Raw genomic sequence first — 14,640 nt, forward strand, 5'->3', positions numbered from 1 at the left:
AGATGTGGAGGAAGAGAATTTATGGCATTTAGAAAAGACTTTTTATGGGGTGGCGCAACAGCAGCCAATCAATGTGAAGGTGGCTATAACGAAGGCGGACGCGGTTTGGCAAACGTCGACTTAGCGCCAACTGGTCCAGATCGTTTTCCAGTAATCACTGGTGAAAAGAAAATGTTTAACTTTGATGAGGAACATTTCTATCCTGCACAAGAGGCGATTGATATGTATCATCGCTATAAAGAAGATATCGCCTTGTTTGGTGAAATGGGTTTTAAAACATACCGTTTATCCATTGCTTGGAGTCGAATTTTTCCAATGGGAGATGAAACAGAGCCGAATGAAGAAGGCTTGAAGTTCTATGAAGACTTATTCAAAGAATGTCATAAATATGGGATTGAGCCACTAGTAACGATTACACACTTTGACTGTCCAATGCACTTAGTGGAAGAATATGGCGCTTGGCGTAGTCGTAAGTTAGTAGGTTTCTATGAAAATCTTTGCCGTGTAATTTTCAACCGATATAAAGGATTAGTCAAATATTGGTTAACATTTAACGAAATTAATATGATTTTACATGCACCATTTATGGGAGCAGGTCTATACTTTGAAGAAGGCGAAAACAAAGAACAAGTGAAATACCAAGCGGCTCATCATGAACTACTAGCAAGTGCAATTGCGACAAAAATTGCTCATGAGGTAGATCCTGAAAACCAAGTAGGTTGTATGTTAGCGGCTGGTTCCAACTACGCTTATACTTGTAAACCAGAAGATGTTTTCGCTGCTCGACAAGCAGATCGTGAAAATTATTTCTTTATTGATGTCCAATCACGTGGGGAATACCCTGCGTATGCTTTAAAAGAAATGGCCCGTAAAGGTATTCAAATTGAAATGGAAGAAGGCGACGAAGAACTTTTAAAAGAACATACGGTGGACTTCATTTCGTTCTCTTATTATTCTTCTCGTGTCACATCAACAGATCCAGAAATTAATGAACAAACAGCTGGTAACATCTTTGCCTCTGTGAAAAATCCTTATTTAAAAGCCAGTGAATGGGGTTGGCAAATTGATCCGCTTGGTTTGAGAATTACGATGAATGACTTATATGATCGTTATCAAAAACCACTATTCATTGTTGAAAATGGCTTAGGAGCGGTAGATACACCAGACGAAAATGGTTATGTAGTCGATGATTATCGTATCGATTATTTGGCGGCGCATATTCAAGCGATGAAAGATGCTGTTGAACAAGATGGTGTCGACTTGTTAGGCTATACGACTTGGGGCTGTATTGATTTAGTATCAGCTGGAACAGGTGAAATGAAAAAACGCTATGGCTTTATCTATGTGGATCGCGATAACGAAGGAAATGGTACGTTAAAACGAAGCAAGAAGAAATCGTTTGATTGGTACAAAAAAGTAATCGCAACAAATGGTGAAGATTTAAGTAATTAATAAAATTAGCAACTATTAAAGGGCGTTTGACGTTGGTAGAAAAAACAAGGACTCTTCTGCCAGCGTCAATTCCCTTGATGGTTTCTTTGTTATGCCTAAAAACAGAGGGAAAGAGGGATTTTATGGGATTTCCAGAAAATTTTTTATGGGGCGGCGCAACAGCTGCTAACCAATATGAAGGTGGCTACCTTTCAGGAGGCAAAGGTCTGAGTACATTAGATGCAATTACTGGTGGTAGTCAAACAGAACCGCGACGGATTACGTATTTAACTAAAGAGGGCCAAAAAGCTTCGTGTACGCGCGATCAAGCATTACCCGAAGGAGCGATTGGCTATATCGATGAAGAGTTATACTACCCTAGTCATGTAGCGACGGACTTTTACCATCATTACGAAGAAGATATCGCCTTATTTGTAGAAATGGGTTTCAAATGTTTTCGGCTGTCTATCGCCTGGAGCCGGATTTGCCCAAATGGAACAAAAGAGATTAATGAAGAAGGCTTAGCCTTTTATGATAAAGTTTTTGATACTTTGCTGCGCCATGGAATTGAGCCCGTTGTGACGATTAACCATTTTGATATTCCGATGTATTTGGCCGATGAATATGATGGTTGGAAAAATCGTGAAGTGATTGATTTCTTTGTTTTCTTTTGCGAAACCATTTTTACACGTTATCAGGATAAAGTGAAGTATTGGATGACTTTTAATGAAATTAATTTTTTAAGAAGTTGGACGCAAATTGGGATTCACAATAATGATAAACAAAGTAAATATCAAGCAGCGCATCATCTATTTGTAGCAAGTGCGAAAGCAGTTGAATTAGGACATTCCATCAATCCAGATTTCCAAATTGGTATGATGGTGGCTTATATTCCAAGTTATCCTTTGTCCTGCAAACCTGAGGACGTGATGGCAGCTGTTCAATTTAACCGAGAGCAAGAATTTTATATGGATGTCCAGGCTAAGGGCTATTATTCAGCGCATAAGCTCAAAGAATTTGAGCGTGAAGGAATGACAATTCAAATGGAGTCAGATGATTTAGCGATTATTCAAAAAGGAACAGTTGATTATATCGGGTTTAGTTATTATATGTCGACTGTTTCGACTGCTTATCCCGAAGAAGTAAAATATGTCGGAGGCAACCAAATGCCTGCGGTTAAAAATCCTTATTTGCAAGAATCTGAATGGGGCTGGGCTGTCGATCCTTTAGGGTTAAGAATTTCATTGTGTCAGTTGTCAGATCGTTACAATATGCCATTGTTTGTGGTTGAAAACGGGTTTGGTGCGGTGGATACATTGCAAGAGGATGGCTCGATTGTCGATGATTACCGCATTGATTATTTTAAACAACATATTGAAGCCATGAGAACCGCAGTAGAAGAAGACGGGGTTAACTTAATTGGTTATACGCCATGGGGTTGTATTGACTTAGTTTCAGCAGGGACTGGCGAAATGAAAAAACGTTACGGCTTTATCTACGTAGACATGGATGACGAAGGTCAGGGAACCTTGAAACGAACTAAGAAAAAATCATTTAATTGGTACAAACAAGTTATCGCTAGTAATGGTGAAAACTTAACAACTGAGTAGAAAATGAGGGGAAATAAAAAATGAAAAAACGATTGACGATTGTGGGGATGCTTTTTCTGGCCATTTTAGTAATGGTTGGTTGTGGTAAAAATCAGCAAGCAACGACAAAAGAAAAAGAGACAAAACCTGAAGAACTAACACTTTACATTGTGCGCCATGGAAAAACTATGTTAAATACGACGGACCGCGTACAAGGATGGTCAGATGCGGTCTTAACACCAGAAGGTGAAAAAGTTGTGACCGCAACTGGGATTGGTCTGAAAGATGTTGCCTTTCAAAATGCATATAGTAGTGATAGTGGCCGCGCCTTGCAAACTGCTCAACTTATTTTAGATCAAAATAAAGCAGGCAAAGACCTTGAAGTCGTGCGTGACCCAGATTTACGTGAATTTAATTTTGGTAGCTATGAAGGGGATTTAAATAAGACAATGTGGCAGGATATTGCTGATGATCAAGGTGTTTCCTTAGAAGAATTTATGAAAAACATGACTCCTGAATCCTTTGCCAATAGTGTAGCTAAACTGGATCAACAGCGCGAGGAAAGCAAGAATAACTGGCCTGCAGAAGACTATGCTACAATTACTAAACGTTTGAAAAAAGGCTTAGATAAAATTGTTGCCACAGAATCAGCCAATTCTGGGAATGGCAATGTTTTAGTGGTCTCTCATGGCTTGAGTATTTCAGCGTTGTTAGCAACTTTATTTGATGATTTTAAAGTCCCAGAAGGCGGTTTGAAGAATGCTAGTGTCACAACAATTCATTACAAAAATGGCGAATATACTTTGGATAAAGTCAATGATGTCAGCTACTTAGAAGCAGGCGAAAAAGAATCAAAATAATCTAAGGCATCGAGAAACGGTCTAGTTAGGAGTTGGTGGAGCAACAGAAGGGTTGCTTCACCAACTCCTATTGTTGTGTTCTTTTTTTATTAAAGGTAGAATCAGAAAGAAGAATTTTTTCATTGGGAGGAAATGAGATGAAAAATAGAACAAAATCACGCTGGAAAAAAATTGTCCTAGGAATCGGGCTTTTTTTAGCGGTATTAGTCATCGGTCTGACTATTTTTATTAAAAATAGTACGTATCAAGCAACCGATTCAGCCTTAAAAATAAGCCAAAGTGCCACGCAAGAAAAAAACTATGATTATTATACAAACGGGCAAAAAAATGATACAGCACTGATTTTTTATCCAGGTGCATTGGTTGCGCCCGCTAGTTATAGTGAATGGGCGCAAGAAGTTGCTACGAAAGGTTATGATGTCTATGTTGTTCATTTTCCTTTGAATTTAGCGGTTCTTGCACCAAATGCTGCAGAACAAATTATAAAGGATCATCCACAACAAAACTTCGTTTTGGCTGGGCATTCTCTGGGTGGTGTGATGGCTAGTCGTTTTGTAGCGGAAAATGAGCAACGAATCAAAGGCATGATTTATTTAGCCAGCTATCCTGACGAAAAAGGTGCACTAAACAAGCAAGATCTGCCGGTTCTGTCAATAACAGCCACAAACGATGGTGTTTTAAATTGGACTAGCTACCAAAAAGCCAAACAGTTTTTGCCAAAAGATACGCAGTATGTATCTATCAAAGGTGGTAACCATGCAGGGTTTGGTAATTACGGTGTCCAAAAAGGAGACAACAAAGCGACAATTTCTAATGAGCAACAGCAAACAGAAATCAGTCAATTGATTGTAGCATGGCTACAATCACGCCCCAATAAATAATCCGATGAGCCGAAATGTTATTTTTTCGGCTCATTTTTACTGCGATAAACAGAGGGGGTTACGCCTGTTTCTTTTTTAAAAGTGGTGGCAAAATATGCTGCGGTTTGGAAGCCAACTTTTTTCGCGATTTGTTGAATCGTAAGGGGTGAATGGAGAAGCAATTCTTGGGCTTGCCTAATTCGGACGCTTGTTAAATAAGCTAATGGGGTTTGTTTTGTCTGTTCCTTAAAGGTTCGCTGCAAATGAAAGGGACTACCGTGGCAGGCTTGCGCTAAATAGTCTAAACTTAAAGGTTCCGCTGAATGCAGATCAATAAATTGCTTAATTTGAGCAACCCATTCCTCGTTAGGAACGACTTGCCCGGTTGGTTGACATCTTTTACATGGACGAAAACCAAGTGTTAAAGCTTCCTGAGCCGTTTTGAAGATCAGAACGTGGTTCTTGTTGGGCACACGGGAAGGGCACGAAGGACGACAAAAAATTTTAGTTGTGGTCACACCATAAAAAAATCACCATCAAATTGCGTATTATTATTTTGAATGGCTTCCCAACGTTTCTGAGTAAGTCGATACGTTGTTTTCATTGTAAGCACACCTCCCGTTTTCTTCATTGTAAAAGAATCCCTAATAAAAACAAGTAAAAAGTGATAGGAGCGCAAGATTTTGAAAGCCAAAAGAATTATAATGAAGATAAGAAAACACGAGAAAGAAGTGTAGACATATGGTAAAAAAGATTTATTATGCGCAACAAGAATGGCAGAACGATCACTATTATCTTGGTGTGACAGATGCTGGACTAGCTTTTGTAGGTTCAGCCAATCAATCGATAGAAGAGCTGAAAAACTGGTACCCTCAAGCACAATTAGAAGCTTCTGAAAAGAAAACTGCGCCTTATAAAGAAGCATTAATAAGTTATCTTAACCAACATTCGACAACGTTTGCTTGCCCCATAGACATCGAAGGAACGCCCTTTCAAAAAGAAGTTTGGCAGGCGTTGCAAGAAATACCTTATGGTGAGACAATAACCTATCAAGAAATTTCAGAAAAAATTGGGCGTCCACGTGCGGTTCGAGCAGTTGGCACAGCGATTGGGAAAAATCCTTTATTAATGGTCATTCCTTGCCATCGAGTCATCGGCAGCAAGGGACAATTAACCGGTTACCGTGGTGGTTTAGCAATGAAACAAGCATTATTAACATTTGAACAGTCTTAAAAGGAGGCGGCGATGAACAACTATCAATGGTATACAGAACAATGGGGAAAACCTACAAGAGAGGATGATTTGCTGTTTTTATTGTTGACGGTGGGTGTTTTTCAAGTTGGTTTAAGTTGGAAAGCAGCAGCAGGGAAAAAAGTAGCATTCATGAAAAATTTTTGCCAAATGAAGCCGGAAAAAGTTGCCGCGCTGTTGCCTGACGAAGTCGATCGAATAGTAGCTGATCCAGATATGATTCGCAACCGGCGCAAAATTGAAGCAACCATTAAAAATGCGCAAGCAATTTTAAAAGTACAAGAAGAATTTGGCAGTTTTGCCAATTATCTATGGCAATTTGTAAAAAACGTCCCCGTTTTATCTATTTATGAAGAAGCATACCAAGTCCCACGCACACAGCTTTTGTCAGATAACGTAGCAAAAGACTTAAAAAAAAGAGGATTTTCTTTTGTAGGTCCGATTGTCACCAATATGTTTCTGAAAGCTAGCGGGATTATCCAGGTGGAAATTTTAAATCCAGAATAAAGGAGTGTTAGGATGTTTGAAAATGAATCTCTTAGTTTTGAAGAAAAAACAATTATTCAATCAGCAGCGCGTTATGTTCAACAAGAATTAGCCAACGAAGCAAGTGGCCATGACTGGTGGCATATTTATCGGGTGACACAATTAGCAAAAACAATTGCAGAGAAAGAACAAGCAAATTTATTTTTATGTATATTAACAGCATTGTTACATGATATTGGCGATGAAAAATTTAACGAAAGCGAAGAGGCTGGCTTGCTAAAGGTGCAACAATGGCTGGAAGCAAATAACGTATCAACAGAGCAAACGAATCACATCCTTTCCATTATTGCTAATATGTCCTTTAAAGGAGGAAATACTGGGAAAACAGTTACTACATTAGAAGGAAAAGTGGTCCAGGATGCGGATCGACTAGATGCCATCGGCGCAATTGGAATTGCACGGGTGATGGCTTATTCGGGAAATAAAGGCCGTTTAATTCACGATCCTCACAAACAACCTCGTGAACAGTTAACCCAAGAAGAATACCGGAATGGGGAAGATACTGCCATTATGCATTTTTATGAGAAACTTTTAAAGTTAAAGGAACAAATGAATACAAATTATGGTCGCTTATTGGCGGAAAAGCGTCATCAATTTATGGAACTTTATCTGGAGGAATTTTATCAAGAGTGGGATGGACACCGATAAATGAGGGCCAACTAAAACAGTCAGTACATTTCTTTTTGAATTTTAAGAGAACTCTTTTTTACAAATACCTCAGAAGTGGTAAAATGATGGATGAATAAACGGGTGGTTTATCTTAGTTTTACGTTACATATAGGAGGTAATTATGGAGACAAAAAAATCGAGTGGCATGTTTGCAGTTATTGCCGCACTGATTGCGAATATTTTAGTAGCGATTAGTAAATTTGTTGGTTTTGCTTTAAGTGGTAGTACCGCTATGATGAATGAAAGTATCCACAGTGTCGTGGACTGTAGTAATCAGGTGTTATTACTTTTTGGGAATAAGCGCGCTTCTCGTGGACAAAGTGCGTTACATCAATTTGGAGAAGGCCGTGCAAAATACTTTTTTAGTACAATTGTTGCAACGATGCTCTTTTTTGGTGGGGGCGCGTTAGGCGTAATGGAGGCTATTCAGAAGTTACTGCATCCCTCTCATGAAGTAGAAAATGTGGCTATTGTCATTGGTATTTTAATTTTTGGTTTGCTTGTGGAAGGTAGCTCTTTGCGTGTAGCGATGAAAGAAATCAAAGAATTGAATACAGAGAAGTTATCGCTCTTAAAATTTTTGCGAGAAAGTCGTCACAGTGAAATTTTAATTATTTTTACGGAAGACTTTTGTGCGGTTATTGGTTTGTGTTTAGCTTTGGTGGGGACCCTTTTAACGATGGTAACTGGGATTGCTGCATTTGATGCTATCAGTGGTTTACTGATTGGTTTACTATTAATGTGTGCAGCCATTTTCTTAGCGAAAGAATTTTATAGTTTGATTATAGGCGAAAGTGTGACCGCTACAGATTTAGCAAAAATTAAAACCGCATTTGATCGGGCGGATGTTGAAAAACTAATTGATGTAAAAACCGTTCATTTAGGCCCAACTGAAATTTTAGTAGCGGCAAAAATTGATGTGGTAGAACCAATGGAAGAAGATGCACCTGATGTTGTGAATGCGATTGAACGAGACATTCGCAGTAAAATGCCTGATAAAAAAATCTATATCTATATTGAAGTTGACGATTATGATGTGAATTACGTTCGTAAATAACAAATGAAAGAATAACTTTAAAAAACAATATGGGGGAAGAAACGATGCAAGAGGCAATTATAACAAGTACAGTAGATTTAACCAGTGGTGGTTGCAACGCCTGTGGTTTAGTGGAAGATACCGTCTACACATTAGCAATGAATGGAGTGGACATTCCGTTAGATGGCTTGACAGTTGCTCATCTAGTTTCTGCTGTTGTTGCCAGAAATGGATTTAAACAGGAGCTGCAAATGGATATGCTAGATGACGAATATATCCTTTATCGAAAAGAAGACACAGCAGTAACCTTTAAAGAAGCGTACAATCATTTAAGCTACGATAACGGTTCTGAAAAAATCCAATCTAAAAATAAACTGGAAGATTTACCAGAACTTTTTGAACAAGTCAATCAAATTCTAACAACTGTTTTTGGAATTGAAACTGTCGATTTTATTATAGAATAAAGTAAAAAATAGAACAGAAATTGGACAATCAATGAGTGAAAGAGATTGTCCAATCTCTGTTTTTTAATGTATAAATAGAAAATAAAGACAAAAAATGATTAAGTTAAGTGAACGCCTTTATCGACATAAATGATGTCACCGACCACACCACTAGCTAGTTCACTGACTAAAAAGGCACAAGTGTTTCCGACTTCTTCAATGGTTACACCTGTTTTATCTGGTGTCCGCTCATTAGAAATACTAATCAATTGATCGTAGTCTTTTACACCAGTCACAGCCAATGTTTTAATCGCTCCTGCGGAGATTCCGTTGACACGAATTTTATCTGCAGCTAATTCAAAAGCTAAATATTTCACGGCAGTTTCTAAAGAAGCTTTAGCAATCCCCATCATATTGTAGTTAGGAATCGCACGTTCGGAACCTAAATACGTCAATGTGACAATTCCTGAACCAGGATTTAACAAAGGTTTCGCATAATGAGTAACTGCTAAAAGAGAGTAGCTACTAATATCTTGTGCTAATAGGAAACCATCACGAGTGATGTCACTAACGTTTCCAGACAATTCTTCTTTTTTGGCAAAAGCAATCGCATGGACTAGTCCATCGATCGTGCCCACTTCATTTTTAATTGTTTCAAAGGCTGCTTGAATGGACGCATCAGAAGCAACATCGCATTCCACCAACAAATCATTTTCATCTGCTAATTTAACCACTTGCTTTTTCATGCGTTCGTTTTGATACGTATAAATAACATTGGCCCCTTGATCTTTTAATGCTTTTGCACAGCCCCAAGCAATACTTTTTTTGTTGGCAACACCCATTACGACGACATTCTTATTTTGTAAAAACATATAAAATCTCCTTTAATAAAAAATTTTTGTTGATAGAATAGGCTTTTCTTCATCAAAATGTAAAAGTTACATTTATTGAGTTGACGAATAAAATTTCAACTGGTATTATCTGTGTGAGAATGATAACAAAATCTTCTCAATTTTCTAATCTTGAAAAAAACAGACATTTTTCCTGATGTCTGAATTATTAACCAAAATACTTTGAAAGTCAAACTATTTTTCTTATTTTTTGAGAAAAAGTGCTGGAAACCGCATGAAATAATAGTTTGATAATCAAAATAAACTCGGAGGTACAGTATGAAAAGAGTGGTCATAACCGGCATGGGTGCCGTAACACCATTAGGCAATACCGTAAAAGAATTTTGGCATAATCTAGTGGATGGCAAGCTAGGAATTGGCAAAATTACTAAATTTGATTCTGAAGATACTGGGGTAGCTTTGGCTGGTGAAGTAAAAGAGTTTGACCCAAGTGCTGTTTTAGAACGCAAAGAGCAAAAAAGAATGGACTTATTTTCTCAATATGGCTTGGTCGCTGCTTTAGAAGCGTGGGAAATGAGTGGTTTAACAGAAGCAACGATTGACCCGACTCGTTTAGGTGTGATTGTCGGTAGTGGGATTGGCGGGATGACTACCTTACAAGACCAAGTACGGGTAATGGATAAAAAAGGCGCAAAACGCGTAACACCATTTTTCGTGCCCATGGTAATTGCTAATATGGCAGCGGGAAATATTTCGATTCGTCTAGGTGCAAAAGGACCTTCTCAAACTATCGTGACTGCTTGTGCTTCTGCGACGAATGCGATTGGTGAAGCTTTTCGCACGATTAAATATGGTTTAGCGGACATGATGGTAACTGGGGGGACAGAAGCCACAGTATGTGAAATTGGGATTGCAGGCTTTGCAGCATTGAATGCTTTAAATACAACAGAAGATGCGACTCGGGCTTCGATTCCTTTTGATAAAGAACGAAAAGGTTTTGTGATGGGTGAAGGCGCAGGAATGCTGGTTTTAGAAGAACTCGAGCATGCACAGAAACGTGGCGCAACTATCTACGGCGAAATTGTTGGATATGGCAGCAACTGTGATGCTAGCCACATGACCGCTCCTTTAAAAGACGGTAGTGGCGCGGCGGCTGCGATGGAAATGGCGATTGCGGAAGCAGGGATTACACCGGAACAAATTGGGTATATCAATGCTCATGGTACGTCAACCCCAGCGAATGACGCTGCGGAAACAACGGCCATCAAACGTGTCTTTGGTGAGCGAGCATCGCAAATTCCAATTTCAAGTACAAAGAGTATGACTGGACATTTATTGGGCGCGGCTGGCGGTATCGAAGCGATCGCTTGTGTGCAAACATTGCAAGAAGGAAAAGCTCATCCGACAGTAGGCTACCAAGTTGCTGATCCAGATTGTGATTTAGATTATGTCACAGAAGGTGCACGTGACATTACAGCGGACTATACAATTAGTAATTCGTTTGGCTTTGGTGGCCATAATGGTGTAATTTGCTTGAAGAAATGGGAGGAAAACTAGTATGAAAAAAGTAATGACTGCAACAGAAATTATGGAAATGATTCCTAATCGCTATCCGATTTGTTATATTGATTATGTGGATGAAATTATTCCAAATGAAAAGATTATTGCAACAAAAAATGTAACAATTAACGAAGAATTTTTCCAAGGACATTTCCCTGGAAATCCAACAATGCCAGGCGTTTTGATTATTGAAGCATTGGCACAAGTAGGTTCGATTTTAATCTTAAAAATGGATCAATTTGAAGGTGAAACGGCCTATATTGGCGGTATCAACAAAGCAAAATTCCGTCAAAAAGTGGTCCCTGGTGATGTCTTGAAATTACATTTTGAAATCGTCAAATTACGTGACTTTGTCGGCATCGGCAAAGCGACTGCTTACGTGGAAGATAAAAAGGTCTGCGAATGTGAATTGACGTTTATTGTGGGACGATAAAAAGATAATTAGAAAGAGCAAGCGGTGAAGGCTTGCTCTTTTTTTGTTCTGGTATGATAAAATTAATAAAAAAAGGTGCTGGAGGTAAATTATGTTGAAAAACTTACAACCTCAATTTTTTAAACAAACAGTTATCTATGGTTTGTTATTTGTCTTTTGGGGAACGCTTAACTATTTTTTTGAGAGTATTCCTAAAGGACTAAATCGTATAGTTTTCGGTATTTTGTCGTTTACTTATATTTTTTTGTATATGAAAAATAGAAAGAGTGTTTCAGGGAATAAAGGGGACTTGGCAATATGGATTTTAATTATTTCGGGATTTTTTGCATTGGTAGATGTTACTTATTATTTAAATATACGCGGCAAAATTACGCTATATTTCAGCTTAGTTTATATTTTATCAATAATTCTAATATTTATAGTATATGAACTAAAAAGTGACCCTAAGATTAAATTGAAAAATATTCTAAAAATAAGTGCTGTTGTGTATAGTTTAGGTTTTTTTGATAGAGATTGGTGGACTGTAATACCATTATTTACTGCTTTTGTTTTGTTATTTTACTCTAAAGAAGGAATAGATTACTTTGCTCAAGAAGAACTTACTGAAATAAAAATACCAAATTTTTTACAAAAAAAATGGAGAAGGACAAAATTTTTAATAGTCATATGGTCGGTAATGCTTTATAGTTCATTTGTTATTTCAGATATTTTAGAATCTTGTGGCTGGATTAATAAAATTAGTTTATATTTTTTTCCAGAAGACTCGCTAGAATTTTACATAATCTGGTTTAGTAAAGGGTTAATACGTTTATGTATCTTAGGAATAATATATATTTTAGGAAAAAAATATCTGTTGAAATTTAAACCTGTAAACACATTAATAGAACTTTATAAAGAAGTGGCTAGAACAAATGAAACAGAGTTTAAAAGAAATACAAAAAAACACCAAATACAAAAAATGCTCGTCGCAAATATAAATAACACTAACGCAAAAAAACATGCTATAATCATAAAAAGCTTACGTGAAGGTGGTAAGCTTATGAGTAAAACAATTTACAGGAGGGTTTTTCTTTTGGATATTTCAGTAGAGTTTTCGGGACATAAATTGGCGAATGTGTTAATGAACGCATCAGGCATTCATTGTATGACAATTAAGGAAATGGACGAGTTAGCGGCTTCTCAAGCAGGTGCTTTTGTCGCTAAGACGGCAACACCTAATCCTCGTCAGGGCAATGAGGAGCCTCGGTATTTTGATACACCATTAGGAAGTATTAACTCAATGGGCTTGCCTAATTTAGGGATTGATTATTATTTAGATTATCAGATTGCACGTCAAAAGGAATTTCCCGAGGAGTTACGCTTTTTATCTGTATCTGGTATGAATTATGAGGAAAATATCGCTATTTTAAAAAAAGTGCAAGAAAGTGAATACACAGGAGTGACAGAATTTAATTTGTCTTGTCCCAATTTGCCTGGTAAACCGCAAATTGCTTATGATTTTGAATTAACAGAAAAGCTTTTAACAGAAGTTTTCCAATTTTTTACTAAACCATTAGGTGTAAAATTACCCCCATTTTTTGATATTGCACATTTTGACGCAATGGCTGAAATTTTAAATAAATTCCCTTTAGTTTACGTGAATAGTATTAATAGCATCGGTAATGGTTTATATATTGACAGTGACAAGGAAGAAGTGGTCATTAAACCAAAAGGAGGTTTCGGTGGACTGGGCGGCGAATATGTCAAACCAACAGCGTTAGCCAATGTTCGTGCGTTTGCGCAACGTTTGAAACCAGAAATCAAAATTATTGGAACGGGCGGTATTACATGTGGAAAAGATGTTTTTGAGCATCTTTTATGTGGTGCGACATTAGTACAAGTTGGCACACAATTGCACCAAGAAGGTCCACAAGTTTTTGCGCGTCTAGCCAAAGAATTACAAGAAATCATGGCAGCAAAAGGTTATGAAAGTATTGAAGAATTTCGTGGGAAATTGAAAGAGATGTAACAAAAAAGAGGTCGGGACAGAACCGTTTAGCTCCGAGAAATAAGAAGAAATTTCCGAAAATTGCTCTTTAATTTTTGGAGAATTTCGGCTTATTTCCGAAGGAGTTGGTTCTGTTCCCGCCGTTTATCAGTTTTTGAGCGTGGAGCAAAAATCCAAAGTGATTTTTGTCCCACGCTCTTTTTTGTTATTTCACAGCCTTAACATTTTCCATAAAGGCTTCCAAATATTCAGGTTGTGTTAATTGTTGGTTACAGGTGTCGCTATCATGGCAAATGTAATTGCCTTTTTTCGTGTAGGTTCCGTCGCCGCCTGATTTGGTGGTAGCTAGGAACATAGACACATTCGTGATTGTTTGACAGATGGAGCAAACACCTTTAACAATGGTGGGTGAAAGGGTGCCGTGGACGCCGATTAATTTATTTTCTCGATAAGCTAAGATAAATTTTTTCTGAGTCCCAGCGTCGTTCCAACCGACATAGGTATTGTTCCGTAAATCCATGTTTTCCCACTCAGGAATCTTTAACTTTTTCACTTTGCGAAAGACTTTCGTGACTTGTGGTGTTGAAGGTTCTTTAAAGGGCAACACGGTTTCTTTTAATTCATCTAAATATTTTTCAGCACGTGCGCGTGTTAAACGACGATCCATCACTTTGTCCAACAAAATCGTAACAGCAGGGTGTTCTTCTGGAAATAACCCATTGATTTTTTCGACACATAGGGCCTGGACAGTTTTGACAGTCGTAGCATCGTTAACAGACGTATAGGTATTTAGTAACACAGCGACTTGTTCTTTAATTATGTTAAATTGGTAAGGTTGAATAGTTGGGTTCATGATTTTAAATTCCTTTCAAATAGACCGAGTACATACGCTGAAAGGCAATTTGTCTCACCAACGTATGTTTAGTGACAGACAACCTCATGTGTTTTTGATAAAGATAGCGTTTGACGTATCATATCATCACCCCCTTTAATGATTGATTTTTTCTATGTAAAAAGTGAAAATAATTGATGAAAGCTTGGTAATTCTAACGCAATTCAAGAAAAAAGGCAAGTTAAACTCGTTTTATTTCCCAATTCAATGTCTGGGGAGTGATAAACTTCTA

The 14,640-nt window shown here is 37.7% G+C and carries 14 protein-coding genes and 1 pseudogene; 12 read left to right on the forward strand and 3 right to left on the reverse strand.

Annotated elements, in window-relative coordinates:
• The first annotated feature begins 21 nt into the window (after positions 1-21).
• The 4 genes from IGL23_RS01505 (at position 22) to IGL23_RS01520 (ending at position 4,761) form a co-directional block, all read left to right on the forward strand.
• Entirely contained in the window at positions 22-1,452 is a 1,431-nt protein-coding gene (locus IGL23_RS01505) for a 6-phospho-beta-glucosidase (protein ID WP_002355183.1), read from the forward strand.
• 122 nt (positions 1,453-1,574) lie between these two features.
• Positions 1,575-3,041: a glycoside hydrolase family 1 protein gene (locus IGL23_RS01510; RefSeq protein ID WP_430619668.1), complete on the forward strand. Its 1,467-nt coding sequence runs from the start codon at positions 1,575-1,577 to the stop codon at positions 3,039-3,041.
• A 20-nt stretch (positions 3,042-3,061) separates the two neighbouring features.
• Positions 3,062-3,880 carry a histidine phosphatase family protein gene (locus IGL23_RS01515; RefSeq protein WP_002355185.1) on the forward strand — a complete coding sequence of 273 codons (819 nt, stop codon included), beginning with the start codon at positions 3,062-3,064 and terminating at the stop codon, positions 3,878-3,880.
• Between the two features lie 137 nt (positions 3,881-4,017).
• Positions 4,018-4,761: an alpha/beta hydrolase gene (locus IGL23_RS01520; RefSeq protein ID WP_002364998.1), complete on the forward strand. Its 744-nt coding sequence runs from the start codon at positions 4,018-4,020 to the stop codon at positions 4,759-4,761.
• A 17-nt stretch (positions 4,762-4,778) separates the two neighbouring features.
• On the opposite strand, the pseudogene IGL23_RS01525 reads toward IGL23_RS01520, so the two are convergent.
• Positions 4,779-5,371, reverse strand: a pseudogene (locus tag IGL23_RS01525) (bifunctional transcriptional activator/DNA repair enzyme AdaA).
• Positions 5,372-5,481: 110 nt separating this feature from the next.
• Between IGL23_RS01525 and IGL23_RS01530 the strand changes: the two are divergent.
• From IGL23_RS01530 to IGL23_RS01550, 5 genes are all read left to right on the forward strand, one after another.
• Positions 5,482-5,973: a methylated-DNA--[protein]-cysteine S-methyltransferase gene (locus IGL23_RS01530; RefSeq protein ID WP_033595376.1), complete on the forward strand. Its 492-nt coding sequence runs from the start codon at positions 5,482-5,484 to the stop codon at positions 5,971-5,973.
• A 12-nt stretch (positions 5,974-5,985) separates the two neighbouring features.
• Positions 5,986-6,498 (forward strand): DNA-3-methyladenine glycosylase I, encoded by a 513-nt coding sequence (locus IGL23_RS01535; RefSeq protein ID WP_002355189.1) that lies wholly within the window; start codon positions 5,986-5,988, stop codon positions 6,496-6,498.
• A 12-nt stretch (positions 6,499-6,510) separates the two neighbouring features.
• Positions 6,511-7,185, forward strand: a complete 675-nt coding sequence (locus IGL23_RS01540) for an HD domain-containing protein (RefSeq protein ID WP_033595374.1) — start codon at positions 6,511-6,513, stop codon at positions 7,183-7,185.
• A gap of 142 nt (positions 7,186-7,327) precedes the next feature.
• Positions 7,328-8,263 carry a cation diffusion facilitator family transporter gene (locus IGL23_RS01545; RefSeq protein WP_002355191.1) on the forward strand — a complete coding sequence of 312 codons (936 nt, stop codon included), beginning with the start codon at positions 7,328-7,330 and terminating at the stop codon, positions 8,261-8,263.
• A 29-nt stretch (positions 8,264-8,292) separates the two neighbouring features.
• The gene (locus tag IGL23_RS01550; protein ID WP_033595372.1) at positions 8,293-8,706 is read left to right on the forward strand and encodes a DUF4809 family protein; all 414 of its coding nucleotides are present in this window, start codon (positions 8,293-8,295) and stop codon (positions 8,704-8,706) included.
• 98 nt (positions 8,707-8,804) lie between these two features.
• Here the strand turns inward: IGL23_RS01550 and fabI are convergent, their stop codons facing one another.
• Entirely contained in the window at positions 8,805-9,557 is a 753-nt protein-coding gene (gene fabI, locus IGL23_RS01555) for an enoyl-ACP reductase FabI (RefSeq protein ID WP_002358338.1), read from the reverse strand.
• A gap of 297 nt (positions 9,558-9,854) precedes the next feature.
• Between fabI and fabF the strand changes: the two genes are divergently transcribed.
• From fabF to IGL23_RS01570, 3 genes are all read left to right on the forward strand, one after another.
• Positions 9,855-11,093 (forward strand): beta-ketoacyl-ACP synthase II, encoded by a 1,239-nt coding sequence (gene fabF / locus IGL23_RS01560; RefSeq protein WP_002358339.1) that lies wholly within the window; start codon positions 9,855-9,857, stop codon positions 11,091-11,093.
• A 1-nt stretch (position 11,094) separates the two neighbouring features.
• The gene (fabZ, locus tag IGL23_RS01565) at positions 11,095-11,529 is read left to right on the forward strand and encodes a 3-hydroxyacyl-ACP dehydratase FabZ (RefSeq protein ID WP_002355197.1); all 435 of its coding nucleotides are present in this window, start codon (positions 11,095-11,097) and stop codon (positions 11,527-11,529) included.
• Positions 11,530-12,568: 1,039 nt separating this feature from the next.
• Positions 12,569-13,537: a dihydroorotate oxidase gene (locus IGL23_RS01570; protein WP_002404623.1), complete on the forward strand. Its 969-nt coding sequence runs from the start codon at positions 12,569-12,571 to the stop codon at positions 13,535-13,537.
• 184 nt (positions 13,538-13,721) lie between these two features.
• On the opposite strand, the gene IGL23_RS01575 is transcribed toward IGL23_RS01570, so the two are convergent.
• Positions 13,722-14,369, reverse strand: coding sequence for a FusB/FusC family EF-G-binding protein (locus tag IGL23_RS01575; protein ID WP_002361142.1), 648 nt, complete (start codon positions 14,367-14,369; stop codon positions 13,722-13,724).
• Positions 14,370-14,640: the final 271 nt, after the last annotated feature.

Origin of the sequence: Enterococcus sp. MSG3299, assembly GCF_050555765.1 — a bacterium.
GTDB lineage: Bacteria > Bacillota > Bacilli > Lactobacillales > Enterococcaceae > Enterococcus > Enterococcus faecalis.